Source organism: Pseudomonas sp. R62 (genome assembly GCF_000257605.1).
GTDB lineage: Bacteria > Pseudomonadota > Gammaproteobacteria > Pseudomonadales > Pseudomonadaceae > Aquipseudomonas > Aquipseudomonas atacamensis.
Map to the genome: position 1 here is coordinate 954551 of NZ_JH635999.1, position 17720 is coordinate 972270.

Annotated in this window: 16 protein-coding genes; 8 read left to right on the plus strand and 8 right to left on the minus strand. The window is 60.5% G+C overall.

Annotation, left to right across the window (positions count from 1 at the left end):
• Positions 1-281: 281 nt before the first annotated feature.
• The 4 genes from OQK_RS22645 to cydB are packed head-to-tail and all read left to right on the plus strand — an operon-like array spanning position 282 to position 3301.
• Positions 282-497, plus strand: a complete 216-nt coding sequence (locus OQK_RS22645) for a hypothetical protein (RefSeq protein ID WP_016774424.1) — start codon at positions 282-284, stop codon at positions 495-497.
• A gap of 23 nt (positions 498-520) precedes the next feature.
• Positions 521-910: a VOC family protein gene (locus OQK_RS22650; protein WP_016774425.1), complete on the plus strand. Its 390-nt coding sequence runs from the start codon at positions 521-523 to the stop codon at positions 908-910.
• 27 nt (positions 911-937) lie between these two features.
• On the plus strand, positions 938-2287 hold the full coding sequence (locus OQK_RS22655; RefSeq protein ID WP_238537248.1) for a cytochrome ubiquinol oxidase subunit I: 1350 nt from the start codon (positions 938-940) through the stop codon (positions 2285-2287).
• A gap of 12 nt (positions 2288-2299) precedes the next feature.
• Positions 2300-3301, plus strand: coding sequence for a cytochrome d ubiquinol oxidase subunit II (gene cydB, locus OQK_RS22660; RefSeq protein WP_016774427.1), 1002 nt, complete (start codon positions 2300-2302; stop codon positions 3299-3301).
• Positions 3302-3304: 3 nt separating this feature from the next.
• On the opposite strand, the gene OQK_RS22665 is transcribed toward cydB, so the two are convergent.
• On the minus strand, positions 3305-5914 hold the full coding sequence (locus OQK_RS22665; protein WP_016774428.1) for a bifunctional diguanylate cyclase/phosphodiesterase: 2610 nt from the start codon (positions 5912-5914) through the stop codon (positions 3305-3307).
• Between the two features lie 220 nt (positions 5915-6134).
• On the opposite strand from OQK_RS22665, the gene OQK_RS22670 reads away from it, so the two are divergent.
• Positions 6135-8339: an OsmC domain/YcaO domain-containing protein gene (locus OQK_RS22670; RefSeq protein WP_016774429.1), complete on the plus strand. Its 2205-nt coding sequence runs from the start codon at positions 6135-6137 to the stop codon at positions 8337-8339.
• A 193-nt stretch (positions 8340-8532) separates the two neighbouring features.
• Here the strand turns inward: OQK_RS22670 and OQK_RS22675 are convergent, their stop codons facing one another.
• From OQK_RS22675 to OQK_RS22685, 3 genes are all read right to left on the minus strand, one after another.
• Positions 8533-9048 carry a PaaI family thioesterase gene (locus OQK_RS22675; protein WP_016774430.1) on the minus strand — a complete coding sequence of 172 codons (516 nt, stop codon included), beginning with the start codon at positions 9046-9048 and terminating at the stop codon, positions 8533-8535.
• An 8-nt stretch (positions 9049-9056) separates the two neighbouring features.
• Positions 9057-10214: a GGDEF domain-containing protein gene (locus OQK_RS22680; protein WP_016774431.1), complete on the minus strand. Its 1158-nt coding sequence runs from the start codon at positions 10212-10214 to the stop codon at positions 9057-9059.
• A gap of 105 nt (positions 10215-10319) precedes the next feature.
• Positions 10320-10568, minus strand: a complete 249-nt coding sequence (locus OQK_RS22685) for a hypothetical protein (RefSeq protein WP_016774432.1) — start codon at positions 10566-10568, stop codon at positions 10320-10322.
• A 167-nt stretch (positions 10569-10735) separates the two neighbouring features.
• Here OQK_RS22685 and OQK_RS22690 point away from each other — a divergent pair, with 167 nt between their 5' ends.
• Together OQK_RS22690 and OQK_RS22695 are read left to right on the plus strand one after the other, a co-directional pair.
• Complete coding sequence (locus OQK_RS22690; RefSeq protein WP_038862090.1) at positions 10736-11377, plus strand: class II glutamine amidotransferase; 642 nt, start codon at positions 10736-10738, stop codon at positions 11375-11377.
• 85 nt (positions 11378-11462) lie between these two features.
• Positions 11463-11804 (plus strand): hypothetical protein, encoded by a 342-nt coding sequence (locus OQK_RS22695; protein ID WP_016774434.1) that lies wholly within the window; start codon positions 11463-11465, stop codon positions 11802-11804.
• An 818-nt stretch (positions 11805-12622) separates the two neighbouring features.
• Here OQK_RS22695 and OQK_RS22700 read toward each other — a convergent pair.
• The 4 genes from OQK_RS22700 to OQK_RS22715 all read right to left on the minus strand — a co-directional run bounded on the left by OQK_RS22700 (position 12623) and on the right by OQK_RS22715 (position 16544).
• A complete protein-coding gene (locus OQK_RS22700; RefSeq protein WP_016774435.1) occupies positions 12623-13579 on the minus strand; it encodes a 2-hydroxyacid dehydrogenase in 957 nt (318 codons plus the stop codon).
• A gap of 31 nt (positions 13580-13610) precedes the next feature.
• Entirely contained in the window at positions 13611-14369 is a 759-nt protein-coding gene (locus tag OQK_RS22705) for an SDR family oxidoreductase (RefSeq protein ID WP_016774436.1), read from the minus strand.
• 34 nt (positions 14370-14403) lie between these two features.
• Entirely contained in the window at positions 14404-15096 is a 693-nt protein-coding gene (locus tag OQK_RS22710; RefSeq protein WP_016774437.1) for a fumarylacetoacetate hydrolase family protein, read from the minus strand.
• A gap of 98 nt (positions 15097-15194) precedes the next feature.
• Positions 15195-16544 (minus strand): MFS transporter, encoded by a 1350-nt coding sequence (locus OQK_RS22715; RefSeq protein ID WP_016774438.1) that lies wholly within the window; start codon positions 16542-16544, stop codon positions 15195-15197.
• Positions 16545-17085: 541 nt separating this feature from the next.
• Between OQK_RS22715 and OQK_RS22725 the strand changes: the two genes are divergently transcribed.
• On the plus strand, positions 17086-17720 hold a 635-nt coding region (locus OQK_RS22725), incomplete at its 3' end, for an AraC family ligand binding domain-containing protein (RefSeq protein ID WP_038861584.1).

The following is a 17720-nucleotide window of genomic DNA, read 5'->3' on the forward strand; positions in this document are numbered from 1 at the left end:
GACGTCGCCGGTGAATCAAAAGCAAGATCAAAAGCACTCGAGCTTGCGCTCATTGTTGAGTGGGGCGGCTTCGCCGCGGGCAGCTGCGCTGCTTTGCTTTTGTGGGAGCGAGCCTGCTCGCGATGACGGAGGAGCATTCAAATTTAATTTGACCGATATACCGCTATCGCGAGCAGGCTCACTCCTACAAGGTTTTGCGTATCACCCGTCCATCCGTCGTCTGCCCTGAACCTCTGTCGCGCTGTTTTTTCTACCGGGTAAGTCCCTCAGGAGATACCCGTATGTTCGATCAGCAAAAGAAGGCATCACTGGCGGCATGGCGCAGGATGGCGGAGCAGGCCGAGGGCGATCTGGATCCGGAACAGCAATATGACGAGTTGCTCAAGGCTGCGGATCAGATGGAGGAGCAAGGCCTGATCACCAGTGCCGAATGGCGCCAATTGGTGCGTGACGCCGGCAATGTTTTTACCCTGAACGAGGAACAGCCACAGCGCTGACAGCTGCCATCGGAGGACATCCCATGCTCAGTTATCTGTTTATCGGCGCCAACGATGTCGAGCGTTCGGCGGCTTTTTACAAGGCGATCCTGACGCCGCTTGGCTACCGGCATGACCGTGAAGAACACTACTGTTTCTACATGCCCGATTGCGCCGACAAGTCCAACGGGCCCGGGAGTGTGCACATCTCGCAACCGTTCAATGGTGAGCCGGCGACCCCGGGCAACGGCATGATGCCGGCATTTCGCGCCGACTCCCGACACCAGGTCGATCAGGTGCACAAGGCCGGGCTCGACAGTGGCGGTAGCGACGAAGGCGCGCCTGGCACGCGCGAGGCCTATACGCCGGACTTTTACGTGGCCTATCTGCGCGATCCTGAAGGCAACAAGCTGGCTGTGTTCTACAGCGGCTGATGGATGGAGCCTGTTGATTCGGCCCTGATGGCCGCCCGCGCTCAGTTCGCGATCACGATCAGCTGTCACATCGTGCTGGCGGCGTTCAGCATCGGTCTGGCGAATTTCCTCATGGTGCTGGAAGCGTTGTGGTTGAGGACCGGGCGCCAGGTTTATCTGGATGTCTATCGCTACTGGCTCAAAGTGTTTGCGCTGAATGTCGCAGTGGGCACCGCGTCTGGATTGATTCTGGAGTATCAGTTCGGTCTCAACTGGTCGCGGCTGTCGGTGCAGGCCGGCGATGTCCTCGGTCCGCTGATGTTCTATGAGGTGATGGCGGCGTTTTTCATTGAAGCCGGATTTCTCGGCATCATGCTGTTCGGCTTGAAAAAGGTCGGCCCGCGTCTGCACTTTTTTGCCACATGTGCGGTGGCGGTGGGCTCGCTGATCAGCGCGTTCTGGATTCTTTCCGCCAACTCATGGATGCAAACCCCCGCCGGCTATTCGATTGGCGCGGACGGGCGTTTCCTCGCTGAGGACTGGTGGGCAATCATCTTCAATCCTTCGTTTCCCTATCGCTTGGCGCACATGCTGCTCGCCGTGTTCATCGGCAGCGCGACGCTGATTGCCGGGATCAGCGCCTGGCAATTGCGCAAGGCCCCAGAAAATCCGCGTGCTCGCCTGCAATTCTCCATGGCGCTGTGGGTGATTGCGCTGCTGATGCCGGTGCAGATCGTTGTCGGGGACCTGCATGGCCGGCACAGTTTGCAAGCCCAGCCGCAGAAAGTGGCGGCGATAGAAGGTTCATGGACGCGCCCGGCTCAAGGGGCAGGGGAGCCACTGCGCCTGTTCGCATGGCCGGATATGCAAGAGCGCCGCAACCACTGGGAGGTGGCGATTCCGCGCATTGGTTCCCTGTACCTGCAGCGTGACCTGACCAGCACCATCGCCGCGCTTGATGAATTCCCGCCTGAGGACATCCCGCCCGTGGCGCCGGTGTTTTTCGCGTTCCGGCTGATGGTCGGACTGGGACTGTTGATGCTTGGGCAGGGCGTGGTCAGCCTGATCCTGCGCCGACGTAATCGCCTGTACACGGCGCGTCGCTGGCTGGGCGCGTGCGTGCTGCTGGCGCCGGCCGGATTTCTGGCGATGCTCAGCGGCTGGGTCGTCACCGAAGTGGGGCGACAGCCGTTTACCGTTTACGGATTGCTGCGCACGGCGGACAGTCTGTCATCAGTGTCCAGGGCTCAAGTCGTCGGCTCGACCTGGTTGATTCTGCTGCTTTATCTGTTGATCTTCGGCATCGGTCTGTGGGTGTTGCTGCGCCTGTTGCGCGAGCCGCCGCAGCAGGATCAACCCGGGCCGCAGCCCACGCTGGCCGACGAAACCGGGCACTGAGGAGTCGCAGACATGGACACCGACTGGCTGACTCTATTGTGCGCTGCCGCATTGGCGTTCTCGGTGATGAACTACGTGCTGCTCGACGGCACCGATCTGGGCGTCGGCATGCTCATGGGCCTAACCGGTTGCAGTCATCAGCGGCGAGCCATGGCGGTGTCGATTCTGCCGGTATGGGACGCCAACGAAACCTGGCTGGTGCTCGGCGGCGGCGGGCTGCTGGCGTTGTTTCCGCTGGCGTACGCGATCTTGCTGCCGGCCTTGTACGTGCCGTTTATCGTGATGTTCCTCGCCTTGATCGCGCGGGCCATGGCGCTGGAGTTTCGCGATTACGCACCGAACGAGCGACGCAAGCGCATCGTCGACGGCGTGTTGGCGCTGGCTTCGCTGCTGACCGGGTTTGTCCAGGGCATGGTGCTCGGCACTCTCGTGCAAGGCGTTGCCCATCAGGGCGGTCAGTACATTGGCGATGGGCGCGACTGGCTGAATCCGTTCCCTGTGTTTTGCGGTTTGGTGCTGGTGCTCGGTTACGTCTGGCTGGGGACGTGCTGGTTGTACTGGCGGACCCTGGATGAATTGCAGCAGCACTCGGCCCGCCAGGCCCGCGTGCTGTCGCTGGTCGTCGTGGCGTTATTGCTGGTGCTGATTGCATGGACGGCGACGTTGCAGCCGCAATATGCCCGGAGGCTCGCCGATATTCGCCTGTGGTTGCCGGCAGGACTGATCGTCAGCGCTCTAGGATGGGTGTTCAGCAAAGGCTTTCACGGCCGCTTCGACTTCATCCCACTGTTCGCCGCATTGGGCATCTTCGTCCTGGCTTTCGCGGTGATGCTGGTCGCGCTATTTCCCTTCATCATTCCGCCGAATCTGACCTTGAGCGAAGCAGCCTCAAGCCCCACCAGCCAGATCTTCATGTTGGTCGGATTCGCCGTGCTGATCCCCATCACCCTGGCCTACAACACCTTCGGTTTCCGCGTGTTCAGCGGCAAGGTGCGCGTTGCCAACGATGGTTGAGATTCACGTTACCCGACCTTTTTTGCTCACCAGCGACAGGCGCGAAGCCCGTAGCAGATCAGCAAAAGCCGCCTTGTCGATCGGCCGACTCATGAAATAACCCTGCACCTCGTTGCATTGATCCTTGCCGAGAATCGCCAGTTGCTCCTCGGTCTCGACGCCCTCGGCCGTCACCGTCAGCCCCATGGCCTTGCCCAAGCCAATGATCGCCTGCACCACGGCACGGTCGTTGGTGCCGCTGCTGATCGAGGCGATAAAGCGTTTGTCGATTTTGATCCCGTCGAACGGATAGGCGCGCAGATAACCGAGCGACGAATAGCCGGTGCCGAAGTCGTCCATGTTCAGACGCACGCCGAGCTCCTTCAGCTGATTCATGGTAGTCAGCGCGCCGTCGGTGTCATTGAGCATCACGTTCTCGGTGATCTCCAGCTCCAGGCGGCTGGCCGGGAAACGCGTCTCCACCAGCACTTCGCGGACATCTTCGACGACGTCGCTGAGGGCGAACTGCGCAGGCGAGAGGTTGACCGACAGCAGAATGTCATGGGGCCATTCCAGCGCGGTTTCGCAGGCTTCGCGCAGCACCCAGCGGCCCAGCGGGACGATCAGGTCGGTCTGTTCGGCCAGCGGAATGAACACGTCCGGCCCGAGCAGGCCCTGCGTCGGATGCTGCCAGCGCACCAGCGCTTCCACCGAAACGATGTGTTTGCCGTCGACCTTGTAGCGCGGCTGATAGTGCAAGACGAATTCGTTGTGTTTTAGCGCATGGCGCAGGTCATCTTCCATTTGCCGGCGCGTCTGGATCTGGTCGCTCATGTGCGCTTCGAAATAGCACCAGGTGTTCTTGCCGTCGGATTTGGCTTGATACAGCGCGATGTCGGCGTAGCGGATCAGATCACTGGCGACGAAACCGTGCCGACGACTCAGGGCGATGCCGACACTGGCGCCGATATGCAGCGGATGCTGTTCGTAGAGGATCGGCTGATGCAGGCTGCCGATCAGCCTCGTGCAGAATTTGTCGATCTCGTTATGGCTGTCCATGCCATTGAGCACCACGACGAATTCATCACCACCGAGGCGGGCGACGAGGTCATGTTCGCGGGTGCATTCGCGCAGACGCGTGGCGACTTCCTGGAGTACCGCGTCACCGGCAGGATGGCCGAGGGAATCGTTGATCGGTTTGAAGTTGTCCAGATCGATCATCAGCAGCGACAGCGGTGGCGAGTGCTCTTTCAATATCAGCACTTCATCCAGATAACGCGCCAATTTGTTGCGGTTGGGCAGGCCGGTCAGGGCATCGTGCATCGACAGGTGCTGGATCTGCGCATGGGCGGCGACTTCGTCGGTGATATCGCTGGCAGTACCGCGATAGCCGACGACGCTGTCCTTGTCGAAAATCGGCCGCGCCGAAAGCCGGCAGTGGCGTGGCTGCCCGGAGTGATCGCGATAAGTGCAGCGCAAGTCGCCGGCGCTGTTTTCTTCGCTGAGTTTGCGCAGCCATAGCTCCAGTGGCGTGGTGTCGCAAGTCAGTAATTCGCCGATGTCCTGGCCCAGCCACAGGGCTTGCGGGTAACCGGTGACTTCGCTGAAGCGCGCCGACAGATAGGTCAGCGCCAACTGATCATCAACTTCCCAGATCCAGTCCGACGCCGCTTCGGCCACGGCGCGAAAGCGTTCTTCACTGGCTTCGAGGGCATGATTGGCTTTCTCGAGTGCCTGATTCGAGGCCTGCATGGCATGAATGCTGTTGTCGACGTATTGCGATGAGCGCAATGCATGGCGGAAAAAATAGGCGGTGAGCAGCATCAGCACCAGAAACGTCGCGCCGAGCGGCGGCACCAGCGTCCATAGCAATTGCTGGCCGGGTCGTTGCAGGTCGGCGACCAGACTGTAGCCGGTGCTGTCGAGGGGCACACTTGGATGGCCTTTCTCAATGGTGCCGTCCGGGACCAGGGTCAGGTTCGTCAGGCCATAACCGCTGCCGATCTTGCGCAGTTTGGTCGGGGTCAGCTTGTCGACGAACACCAGCACCGAGGTGTTTCTCAGTTCATCCAGCGGGCGCTCGTCGTTGGGAATGATCGCGGCAGCGGTGATCAGCGCCGGCCAGCCTTCGAACAATGAATAACTGCTGATCGGCTTGGTCAGATCAGGCTGACTCAGCACCTGCTCGACCAGCGCCGAGGCGGGCGCTTGCAGTACGCTGGATACGTCGGGTTCAACCATCTGCCCGCGAATCACCGCGTACTTGGTGCGATTGCGATCGAGGACGAAAACGCCGTCGTAGCCGTCGCTGGTGAACAGGGTCTTGCCCATGTTCTGTTCGGTATAGGCCCAGTTGACGTCGATCGGCCCGCTCAAGGCCTCATAGGCGCGGGTCCAGTAGGCATAACTGGTGATGTAGTTTTTCGACGCGGTGATGCGGTTTTCCACGGCGCGCACGGAATAGAACTGGTTCTGTTCCAGATCCTTCGCGTCAAGGGTATTGGCGATCCCAAGCAAGGTGCTGATCGCGGCGATGACACCCGCAACGAACAGTGCGCCAACGGCGATGGCCAGGCGCCGGGTCACGGCGCGTTGCGGGGTGGGGATTGGCTGCGCAGGGAGAGTAACGGCCATGTGCTCGTCCTTGATCCGGTGTCTTCTGAATCTAGAACAATGGCGAGCGCACAATGTTCAGATTGTTGTTATTGGTATCGCCTGGATTTTTTCAAAGTGTAGCGAATCCGTTGGAATTTCCAGCAGCGCCGGCCAGCGGCGAATCCCGAAAGGGCGAGACTTCCCGCACAAAAACCGGATAATGGCCGCCATTCGTTTAGCCGTATTCTGGTAATCCCGCATGGAAATCAAGGTCAACTTTCTCGACAACCTTCGACTTGAAGCCAAGTTCGACGACTTCACGGTGATCGCCGATCAGCCCATCCGCTACAAGGGCGATGGCTCGGCACCGGGGCCGTTCGACTACTTCCTGGCGTCGTCGGCCTTGTGCGCGGCTTACTTCGTCAAGCTGTACTGCGACACGCGCAACATCCCGACAGAGAACATTCGCCTGTCGCAGAACAACATCGTCGACCCGGAAAACCGCTACAACCAGATATTCAAGATCCAGGTCGAATTGCCCGCCGATATTTCGGACAAGGATCGCCAGGGCATCCTCCGTTCCATCGACCGCTGCACCGTGAAGAAGGTGGTGCAGACCGGCCCCGAGTTCATCATCGAAGAAGTCGACAACCTCGACGCCGATGCCCAGGCCTTGTTGATGCCGCAGTCCGATTCCCAGGCAGGCACCTACATCGCCGGCAAGGACCTGCCGCTGGAACAGACCATCGCCAACATGTCGAAGATTCTTGCCGACCTCGGCATGAAGATCGAAATCGCCTCGTGGCGCAACATCGTGCCCAACGTCTGGTCGCTGCACATTCGCGATGCGCATTCGCCGATGTGCTTCACCAACGGCAAGGGCGCGACCAAGGAAGGCGCACTGGCGTCGGCGCTGGGCGAGTTCATCGAGCGCCTCAATTGCAACTTCTTCTATAACGACCAGTTCTGGGGCGAAGACATCGCCAACGCCGAATTCGTCCATTATCCGGACGAGAAGTGGTTCAAGCCGGGTCCGAAAGACGAATTGCCTAGCGAAATTCTCGACGACTACACCCTCGGCATTTACAACCGCGACGGCGAACTGCGTGGCTCGCACCTGTACGACACCAACTCCGGCAACACCCAGCGCGGCATCTGCTCGCTGCCGTTCGTGCGCCAGTCGGACGGTGAAGTGGTGTACTTCCCGTCCAACCTGATCGAAAACCTCTACCTGAGCAACGGCATGAGCGCCGGCAACACCTTGGCCGAAGCGCAGGTGCAGTGCCTGTCGGAAATTTTCGAGCGCGCAGTCAAACGCGAAATTCTCGAAGGCGAAATGGCCCTGCCGGACGTACCGCAAGAGGTACTGGAGAAATACCCGAGCATCCTCGCCGGCATCAAAGGCCTGGAAGAGCAGGGCTTCCCGGTGCTGGTCAAGGACGCCTCGCTGGGCGGTGAATTCCCGGTGATGTGCGTGACCCTGATGAACCCGCGCACTGGCGGCGTCTTCGCCTCGTTCGGCGCGCACCCGAGCCTGGAAGTCGCGCTGGAACGCAGCCTGACCGAATTGCTCCAGGGCCGCAGCTTCGAAGGCCTCAATGACTTGCCGCAGCCGACGTTCTCGGGGCAGGCAGTCACCGAACCGAACAACTTCGTCGAGCACTTCATCGATTCCAGCGGTGTGGTGTCGTGGCGCTTCTTCAGTGCCAAGCCAGATTTCGAATTCGTCGAGTGGGACTTTTCAGGCCAAGGCGAAAACTCCAACGCCGAAGAAGCCGCGACCCTGTTCGGCATCCTCGAAGACATGGGCAAGGAAGTCTACATGGCGGTGTACGAGCACATCGGCGCCAAAGCCTGCCGCATCCTCGTGCCGGATTACTCGGAGATCTACCCGGTCGAAGACCTGATCTGGGACAACACCAACAAAGCCCTGCAATTCCGCGCCGACATCCTCAATCTGCACAACCTCAGTAAGGTTGGCTTGCGCAATCTGGTCCAGGGGCTGGAGCGCAGCGAGCAGGACGACTACACCGACATCACCACACTGATCGGCATCGAGTTCGATGACAACACACCGTGGGGCAAGTTGACGATTCTGGAACTGCGCCTGTTGATCTACCTCGCGCTGCAGAAGTTTGACGAGGCCAAGGATCTGGTTGAGGCATTCCTGCAATACAACGACAACACTGTTGAGCGCGGCTTGTTCTATCAGGCTGTGAATGTGGTGCTGGAGATGGAGCTGGACGAGGATCTCGAGTTGGAAGACTACGAGGCCAACTTCCGTCGGATGTTTGGTGACGAGCGTATGGATGCGGCGATTGGTTCGGTGAATGGCAGTGTGCGGTTCTATGGCCTGACACCGACGAGCATGAAGCTGGAAGGGTTGGATCGGCATTTGCGCTTGATCGAGAGCTATAAAAAGCTGCATGCGGCGCGGGCGGGTGTGGCGGCTTTGTCGCGTTGAAGAGCTGGCTCACGTTTCGCTTTCGGCTTGAGTGTGGCTGCGTGGCTTGAACCGCAGCCCCTCACCCCAGCCCTCTCCCGAGGGAGAGGGAGCCGATTTTCAAGCTTTTCAGAATTTGAGTTCGACTCGGTTTCCCAGGTCGGCCTATTTCCACCAGACACTGCGGTCAGTTCCCTCTCCCTTTGGGAGAGGGCTAGGGTGAGGGGCTTTGGCTTTCGCGGCCATGCGCTGCATCCGCCAACTGCCCCGTATCCACCCGCACAAACACCGAATCACCCACTGCCGTCAGCACTTCCCCGGCATACACTTCGCAAATCACCCGGGTCTTGCGCCCGACTTCACCTTCGACCCGTGCACGCAAGAGCAGCGGTACGCCCATCGGCGTTGGCTTGATGAACTTGATCCCGAGGTTGCCAGTCACGCAGTCGATGCGCGGCAGGCTGCCGGCTTCGCGGTTTTCTGCGCGGTAGTGCCAGGCCATGGCGGTCCAGTTGGAGTGACAGTCGACGAGCATGGCGATCAGCCCGCCGTAAACCAGATCCGGCCAGCCGCAGTATTGGGCGTCGGGCAGATGCTCGGCGATGACGTGGCTGCCGTCCTCATCCCAACGACTTTTCACGTGCAGGCCTTGCGGATTGCGGCCGCCGCAGCCGTAACAAACGCCTTCGGGGGCGGCGAGGTCTTGCAGCGGGGTGGCGTGGCTGGACATGGCTGGGTTCATCCTGGAGTGGCGAGGCCGGACAGGCGCAAGCGGTTGCGGCCGCCGCGTTTGGACTCATAAAGCGCGGCGTCGCCAAGTTCGATCAGCGCCGCCAGACTGGCCGGCGGTTTGTCGAACAGGGTGGCGCCGATGCTTAAAGTCACCGCAGCGGACGTGGGATATGTGTGCGACGCCAAGGCCAGAAACTGTTCGCGCAAGGCATTGCCCAGTTCAAGGATAGCTTCGGCTGACGCGTTGTTGAGCAGCATCAGAAACTCGTCGCCACCCAGCCGCGCCGTCAGCGCATGGGGCGGCAGCTGGGCGCGGATCATCTCGCTCAGAGCAATCAGCAAGCGATCACCGGCGATATGCCCGTACTGGTCGTTGACCAGTTTGAAGTTGTCGATATCGATCAACAGCAGCGCACCCGGTCTTTGCGCGGAGACACCGGCCAACAGGCGTGGCGTGCGTTTTTCCAGCGCCCTGCGGTTGTAGAGGGCCGTGAGCGGATCGCGCTCGGCGAGGCGGGCGATTTGCTTTTCCCGGCGATAACGCTCGGTGCCGGTCATCGACAGGGCGATCAACATGATCGCCATCGCGCCTTCGACCAGCGAGATCTGAATGATCTCGCCGCGAAACGCCGCCAGATCGATCAGCGTGCCGGGGATCACCACGGTCAGGGCCTTGGCCACATAAAAGATGCCATGGCCGAGCAGCACATAACGCAGTTGCACCGCGCCAACGCTCAACGACTTGCCGTGTGGACGCAGCAGCGAACTGGCCTTGAGTGTCGGGATCGCCACCAGCAGCGAGTTGGCCACCAGCATGGCCTTGGACCACAGCGGGCCGTCCGGCATCATCAACATGATCAGCCACGTCGCGAAAATCAGGTACCACGCCGGCGACAGTCGGGTCTGGGTGAAGCGCGCCACGCCGAGCAGGAAGAAGAAATGCGCGGTCACTAGCAGGCCGTTGGCGAACCAGATGCCCAGCAGCAGAAAACCGCTGCTGCGCAGCAGAGCGAGGGTGGAACCGATGGTGATGGTGGCGAAACCGGCGCTCCAGAACAGTAGCGAAGGCTCACGGATGCTGCGCCACTCGACCGCCAGGTACAGCGCGGCAGCGGCTGCGAGGGCGATCGTGATGGTCAGCATCGTTGGCGGGTCGAGCGGCATTTCCGGGCAGGCCTGTCTGTATGGCAATAGGCCTGCGATTGTAAGCGTTTGGTCAGGTTTTTCGCAGGGGGCGCGTTGCCGGGCAGACCACTGGCGCTCCAGCGGTCACTCTTGCGGGCTTAGCCAGGTGTCTACCACGCGGCGATCGAGCTCTTCCCAATAGGCCATGCCCAGCACCCGCGTGGTGTTGAGCCCGCGCAGATAACCGCGCAGTTGCTGGGCAGTGTCGCGGATCAATTGCGCATCGCGGGCGTTTTTGTCCAGCAGGATGCTTTCGTACTGCATCAGGTATTCGGCTACGCGATCGCGATATTCGGGCAGCACGGCGTCACGGATCAGATCAAACGTTCTCAAGGCGAGACCCTCATCGTTTTTCTTGAATGTGCTCAGTGTGCATCAGTCTGCGCGACGCGCAACTATTGCTGGAAGTAATAGTGACCATCAAGAAACGCAAGTTCTGCTTTGCCGGCGATCGGCGGAAAATCGCCTCCATCGAAGACGCAGCTCAAGGAAATTGCGCGATGAACATTCTGACTCGACTGGCAATGATCGCCCTGCTGATGGGCGGGGTAGTTACCGCACCGGCTTACGCAGACGACGCCCGGTCGTGTCACCTGCAACCCATCGCTGCCAGCGCCTCGGCGTTGCAGCACACGCAGACCGTGGGTGTGTTGTTGAGCGAAAACACGTTGCAGAACCTGCAATACCTGGAGCGCTACCACGACATGGCGCTGAACGGTGCGAAAGACGCACTGGACTCGCGAATCCGCGACGCCTTTGTCGGCAGCTCCGACCCGGAACTGGCCCTCGACTGGCTGGTGACTTCGCTGCAACAGCAGTTCGTCTCGGTGACCGTCTACGACAACCTCGATGCGCTGGTTCAGGCCCATCCGGACGTGGTGGTCAAGCTCGACACGTTCAACCGCTTGCTGACTCAGCGCAACAGTTTGGTCGAGGCGCGCTTCTCTGCACGGTTCTACGACGCCGATCTGCAGTACATCGGCAAGGCCGAGGGGGCGATTGAGCAAGAGTTGCCTTCGGTCTGGGTGCACAACCAGGCGGCGCCGCAGATCGCCGCGCAGATCAATCAGCAACGTGACCTGCAACTCAATGCGCTGAAGCAATTCGATGTGTCGCTCAAGGCCCTGGTGGCGTCGAGCTGATTCTTAAAACGTAAATGGCAACGGCGGCGCCGTGAAGTCGAACCGTTGCCGGTTGAACCGAACCTTTATTTTCAGGATTACCCAGATGCGTCCTTTATTCGTGCCAGCCATGGCTTTTGTTTCCCTGTTGCTCGCCGGTTGCGCTTCGGCGCCGAACGATCCGACCCTGACCTTGCAGACCAGCAAGACGCCGGAGCAGTACGCCGATTGCGTGGTGCCGAAGTTGCAGGACCGTGCGTTGAATCCGACGGTTTCGCAGAGTCAGCGCAGTTATCGGATCGTGGTGCCGAGCAAGGTGTCGGCGGATAACGTGCTGGAGGCGTACAAGGCGGGGAAGGGCGGCAAGGTGTTCATTTATGAGCGGCATTTGCTGGCGTCGAATTTGTTGCCTTCGAGTTTTGAGCGGGCGGCTCAGGAGTGTATTTGATCTGAGCGCTTGACGGGTTTTGACAGAGCTCCTTTGGTTGGCCGCAACCAACCAATTTTTTCGCCCCACACTGGTTTTCGGTTGTGGGGTTTTTTTTTGTGTTCTTGGCGGCCTTTGGGCCGACCATGCTTTGGGGTTTTTGGGTGTATATCCTTTTTTGGTGGTGTTGCGGCTGGCGGTTTCGCCCTTACGGCGAGGCACTTTTTCCAGACGCCGAAAAAGTACCCAAAAAGGCTTCGCCCTGACGTTCGGCCCGCTCGCTGGAGCTCGGGGTTCCTTCGCTCCGGAATCGATCCGGGCGCAGCGGCTACGGTTTGCTTCGCTGCACCTCCTTCCGCTGTGTCTGGCTGCGCCAGACGGTCGCTGCGCTCCCACCCCCGGATCAATCCCTCCACTCAGCCTGCCGACGGGCTCCAGGATCAAAAGCTACTCGAGCTTGCGCTCATCGTGTTGGGTGGCGGGACGGCCTGCTTGGTCTGCTTTTGCTTTTCTGTGGGAGCGAGCCTGCTCGCGAAGGCGGCCTGACAGCCGACCTGTTCTTGAGCGGAACGCGATCCAACTGTAGGAGCTGCCGAAGGCTGCGATCTTTTGATCTGGCCTTCGCTTTTGCTTTTCTGTTGAGAGCAAGCCTGCATTGGACGTTGGGTGTTGACCAATTTCTGTCCACGCCACAAAAACCTGTGGGAGCTGGCTTGCCAGCGAAGGCGGCCTGACAGACGCCCCATTTCTCACTGAATGTACGCAATCAAACCTGTGGGAGCGAGCCTGCTCGCGAAGGCGGTGTGTGCCGCGATCACGAACAGCGCTCCGGAACCCGTTCACCCCGTCACACACCCAACCGGCACTTTCCCCGCAAACGTATCAACCAGACTCGCCACCACCATTTCCCCCATCCGCGTGCGAGTCTGCAATGTTGCGCTGGCCCGATGCGGTTGCAGCACCACTTGTTCATTAGCAAACAACGCTTCGGGCACATTCGGTTCATCGACAAACACATCCAGCCCAGCCCCGGCGATTTCCCCAGCCGAAAGCGCGGCCACCAGATCCGCCTCGTTCACCAGTTTGCCCCGGGCGACGTTAATCAGATAACCGTCCTTGCCCAGCGCTTGCAGCACTGGCGCGTCGATGATCGCTTCGCCCTTGTCCGCCGCGGCGGCGAGGATCAGGGCGTCGCTGTCGCGGGCCAGTTGTTTGAGGTCGGCGACGAAGGTGTGGGGGACGTCGCTCATCGGTTGCAAGTCGGTGTAGCTGATCGGGCAGCCGAAGGCGGCGGCGCGGGTGGCGATGGCGCGGCCGACGCGGCCCATGCCGACGATGCCGATGCGCATGCCGGAGACTTGTCGGGCCAAGGGCAGCGGGGCGAGTGGGGTCGGGCTTTGTGGCCATTGGCCGGAGCGCACGTAGCGGTCGCTGGTGCACAGGCCGCGACAGACCGAGATGAGCAGGCCGATGGCGAGGTCGGCGACGTCTTCGGTGAGGGCGCCGATGGTGGCGGTGACGCGGATGCCGCGGTCGCGGGCGTAGGCCAGATCGACGGCGTCGGTGCCGACGCCGTTGACCGCGACGACTTCCAGGTTCGGCAGTTGCGCCATCAGCGCCTGGCTGATGCCGGTGTGGCCGCCGGTGATGACGCCGCGAATGCTGGCGCCGTGTTCCTTTATGTAGGCGGGTTTGTCCGCTTGCTGGAAGTAGCGGCGTACGGTGAACAGTTGGTCCAGACGCGCGTTGATTTCCGGGATCAGGATCGGGCTCAGTTGCAGGATTTCTGGCTTCATGGCTACCTCGTTACGCAATAAAAAGGCCGGCTCAACCGCGGCCGGCAAACGGCATGGCGCTGGCCATGACGGTCATGTTCAGGACGTTGGCTGACAGCGGCAGGCCGGCGATGTAGCGCACTGCATCGGCGACGTGTTTGACGTCGACCATCGGCTCGACGGCGATGCTGCCGTTGGCCTGGCGTACGCCTTTGGTCATGCGCACCGACATTTCCGTCAGGGCATTGCCGATGTCGATCTGGCTACAGGCAATGTTGAATTCACGGCCATCCAGCGCCAGGGATTTGGTCAGGCCGAGCACGGCGTGTTTGCTCGCGGTGTAGGCGCTGCTGAACGGGCGCGGTGTGTGTGCCGAGATGGAACCGTTGTTGATGATTCGTCCGCCCTGCGGCTGTTGTTTGCGCATCAGCCCGAACGCGCCGCGAGCGCAGAGAAAGACGCCGTTGAGGTTGGTGTCGATCACGTTGCGCCACTGCTCGAAGGTCAGCTCGTCCAGCGGCACGGCGGGGGCGTTGACGCCGGCGTTGTTGAAGACCACATCGAGGCGCCCGTAGACCTCGGCAATGGTCGCGAACAGCACGTCGACACTGGCCGGGTCACGCACGTCGGTGGGCACCGCCAAGGCTTGATAACCCTGGCTCTGCGCCAGTTCGGCCAACGCTTGCAAGGGCTCGGGCCGGCGTCCGGCGAGCACGAGGGTGAAACCGTCAGCCATCAGGCCCAGCGCCACGGCGCGGCCGATGCCACTGCCGGCGCCGGTCACCAGCGCGACTTTTAAAGGGGTAGTCATATTGTTGTTCTCCTTTTTTCTCAATCCGCTGGAATCAGGGCCGTGGGCCGACGCGCATTTCCAGGTGGCCGATGCCGTCGATGCCGGCGTTGATCACATCGCCCGGTTGCAGGCTGTCAACGCCGGCGGGGCTGCCGGTCATGATCAGGTCGCCGGCGCGCAGGGCCACGGATTGCGAGATGCGCGCGATTACTTCACTGACCGACCAGATCTGGCTGTCGAGATTGTCGCGCTGGCGTTCTTCGCCGTTGACGTTCAGCCACAATTCGCCCTCGGGATGGCCGCTGCGGCTAACCGGGACGACGGCAGTCATTGGCGCGGCACCGTCGAACACCTTGGCGCCTTCCCACGGCAAGCCGTTGCTCTTGGCTGCGCGTTGCACATCGCGGCGGGTCAGGTCGAGGCCGGCGGCGTAGCCCCAGACGTAGGCGAGCGCTTGATCCTCGGGGATATTGGCGCCGCCTTCACCGATGGCGACGACCAGTTCGATTTCGTGAACGAAGTCCTCGCACACTGAGGGGAAGGCGACGTCGCCGACGGCATCGACCACGCAACTTGCCGGTTTCATGAAAAACACTGGCGGCTGGCGCGACTGGCCTTGAGTGTCCGGCCATGGGTAGTTGCGGCCGACACAGAACACCCGGCCAACGGGGAAGCGCTGCTCGGTGCCGAGTACCGGCAAAGTCACGGGCAGATCCGGGGTAAAGACGTATTCAGTCATGTTCATCCTGCGGGTCATCCTGTTTGAAAGGGCAGCGTACGGCGGCTGGCGTCGGTGAAGTTGGACGAAAGCCGCCTGCGTTTGGACAAATCCGGGTTCTTGCCTCAGCGCACCTTCAGCTCGATGCGATACAGGCGCCCGAGCAGTAACGAATAGGAGAGGGTGCCGATCAGCGCCACGCCGCCGATAAACCAGAAGGCATAGGCGAAGGTGCCGGTGGCGTGGACGATGGCGCCGATCACGATCGGCGTGACGATGCCGCCGATGTTCGCCGCCAGGCTGGTAATGCCGCCGGTGAGGCCGATCAGCTCTTTTGGCGCCACTTCCGATACCGCCGCCCACGACGAGGACGCGATGCCTTGGGCGAAGAAGGCGATGGTCAGCACGGCGATGCAGATCAGGTTGGAGTCGGTGAAATTCACCAGCACGATCGACATGCCCAGCATCGAACCGACCACCAGCGGCAACTTGCGCGCAAACGACATCGAGTAGCCGCGACGGATCAGCAGGTCGGAAACGATGCCGGCCAGCAGAATCCCCACCGTGGCACCGACGAAGGGCAGCACGGCGAAGATCCCGGCCTTGATCATGGTCAGTTTGCGTTCTTCGATCAGGTAGGTCGGGAACCAGGTGAGGAAGAAGTACAGCGCCGAGGTGCTGGCGAACTTGCCGATGCAGATCGCCCAGATCTGCCGATAGCTGAACAGCTCGGCAATCTGCCGCCAGTTGAAGCGGGTGCGCTCCTGGCTGCTCTTGACCAGACCGCCGCCGGTTTCGATGTACTTCAATTCTTCCTGGCTGACTTTCTTGCAGTTCAGCGGATCGCGATACAGGTACAGCCACAGCACACCGAAGACGATGCCGAGTGCGCCGGTGCTGTAGAACACGTGGCGCCAGTCAAAAGTGGTCGCCAGCCATAACAGCGCGCCGGTGAACAGCGCCGTGCCGAGGTACTGGCCGCACACGTAAATGCTGCTGGCCATCCCGCGTTCCCGCGCCGGGAACCACACCGTCACCGCGCGGCTGTTGGCCGGAAAAGCCGGGGCTTCCATGGCGCCGACCGCCAGGCGCAGGCCAAACAGTGAAGCAAATCCAGTGGCGAAACCCTGGCAAACGGTGACGGTCGACCAACTGATCAGCGATACGCCGTAGGTGAAGCGCGAACCAAACCGATCAGCGATGAACCCGGCCGGTACCAGTGCCAAGGCATAGGTCCAGGCGAACGCGGAGAAGATCAGGCCCATCTCGATCTTGTCCAGGCCCAAATCCTTGGCCATGAACGGCGCGGCGATCGAGATGTTCACCCGGTCGATGTAATTGATGATCGTCGCGATCAGCAGCAACGACAGCATGAACCAGCGCCGCCGGGTAGGCAGACGCTGCGTCGTAACGGCATCGCGTGCACCGGCAATCACCGGCGGCACCGTGGCACTGGAAGAATGGGAGTTGGACATGCGGAGACCTCGTTATTGTTAGAAGAGTCGAGATTTTTCGAGCAGCCGATGCCGTTGCCCGCAACGTGTGGGGCAAGGCAATCGAACGGGTTGCAGCGCGGCTTTCAGACGTTCAGGAACGTCTTTGTGCGATTGATTTCAAGGGGAGGTCGGGCGGGGCGGCGAGGGGAAATAGCAGGATCATGACGTGCGCACCTTTGATTGTTTTTGAAAGAGGTTGGGCTGCGTTGGTCATTACAGTGGTCGTACAACGGTTCTAAATCAACCGATGGGTTAGAACGTTTTTTCTTGAAAAAAGTGGATTTGGCGAACGTGTCCAAAAAGATAAATACGATTTGTCTTGAGAATAAAGATCAGATTTAAATCTCAAGCAACTGAAAAATAACGACTATCACTGTTTTTAAGCTAATGCGCTTTTTGGACAGGCTCATCGCGAGGCTTCTTTCAAAAAAGCCAATGTCATCGTATGACTCATTGCCGCCCACCGCCCAACCCTGCAAGATGACAGGCGCTACCTCACTGCCCGGAGGACCTTCTGCCCATGTCTTCACCCAGCCGTATCCCGACTTACGTCATGCAGCAACGCAGCGAATTGACCGATTTCTACATTCGCGACAAAAAGGGTCGTCGCGCCGAAACCGCGCCTCACCGGCACGAGTACTTCCAGATCCAGATCAACCTCGGTGGCGACACCGTGCAGCACATCGGCAGCGTCCAGCGGCCACTCCCGCGCAACACCCTGGCGTTCATCCTGCCGCACCGCGTGCATGTGATTCCGCATCCCGCAGACAGCAATTTCATCGTCATCAATTTTTCCCAGACGTTTCTCTTGCCGCATCTGCAATGCGACCCGATGGATCTGGAAGAGGTGTCGATCCTGCTCGCGCCGGAGCTGTCGCCGTTCCGCTTTCAGGAACATCTGGATTTCATTTTGGGTGATGAGGATTTCGCTCAGGTCTGCGGCCTGATCGAACAGATGCGCGCACTCGATGAGAACCGTCAGTTCGGCACGCGGGAAATGCTCAAGGGCTTGTTGCTGCAGATGATCGGCAGCGTGTGTTTTCTCTACGCCGAGCCGCTCAAGCGTCTGGCGGAAGAGAATGCCGCCGAGAACATTCGTCGCGACGCCTTGAGCCGCATGTTCGAGTATTTGCGGAAGAACATCGCCGATCCTGA

Bases quoted from the DNA above. Each gene is read 5' to 3' on its own strand.
- OQK_RS22645 (WP_016774424.1), top strand. From the start codon at position 282: ATGTTCGATCAGCAAAAGAAGGCATCACTGGCGGCATGGCGCAGGATG.
- OQK_RS22650 (WP_016774425.1), top strand. From the start codon at position 521: ATGCTCAGTTATCTGTTTATCGGCGCCAACGATGTCGAGCGTTCGGCG.
- OQK_RS22655 (WP_238537248.1), top strand. From the start codon at position 938: ATGGCCGCCCGCGCTCAGTTCGCGATCACGATCAGCTGTCACATCGTG.
- cydB (WP_016774427.1), top strand. From the start codon at position 2,300: ATGGACACCGACTGGCTGACTCTATTGTGCGCTGCCGCATTGGCGTTC.
- OQK_RS22665 (WP_016774428.1), bottom strand. From the start codon at position 5,914: ATGGCCGTTACTCTCCCTGCGCAGCCAATCCCCACCCCGCAACGCGCC.
- OQK_RS22670 (WP_016774429.1), top strand. From the start codon at position 6,135: ATGGAAATCAAGGTCAACTTTCTCGACAACCTTCGACTTGAAGCCAAG.
- OQK_RS22675 (WP_016774430.1), bottom strand. From the start codon at position 9,048: ATGTCCAGCCACGCCACCCCGCTGCAAGACCTCGCCGCCCCCGAAGGC.
- OQK_RS22680 (WP_016774431.1), bottom strand. From the start codon at position 10,214: ATGCCGCTCGACCCGCCAACGATGCTGACCATCACGATCGCCCTCGCA.
- OQK_RS22690 (WP_038862090.1), top strand. From the start codon at position 10,736: ATGAACATTCTGACTCGACTGGCAATGATCGCCCTGCTGATGGGCGGG.
- OQK_RS22695 (WP_016774434.1), top strand. From the start codon at position 11,463: ATGCGTCCTTTATTCGTGCCAGCCATGGCTTTTGTTTCCCTGTTGCTC.
- OQK_RS22700 (WP_016774435.1), bottom strand. From the start codon at position 13,579: ATGAAGCCAGAAATCCTGCAACTGAGCCCGATCCTGATCCCGGAAATC.
- OQK_RS22705 (WP_016774436.1), bottom strand. From the start codon at position 14,369: ATGACTACCCCTTTAAAAGTCGCGCTGGTGACCGGCGCCGGCAGTGGC.
- OQK_RS22710 (WP_016774437.1), bottom strand. From the start codon at position 15,096: ATGAACATGACTGAATACGTCTTTACCCCGGATCTGCCCGTGACTTTG.
- OQK_RS22715 (WP_016774438.1), bottom strand. From the start codon at position 16,544: ATGTCCAACTCCCATTCTTCCAGTGCCACGGTGCCGCCGGTGATTGCC.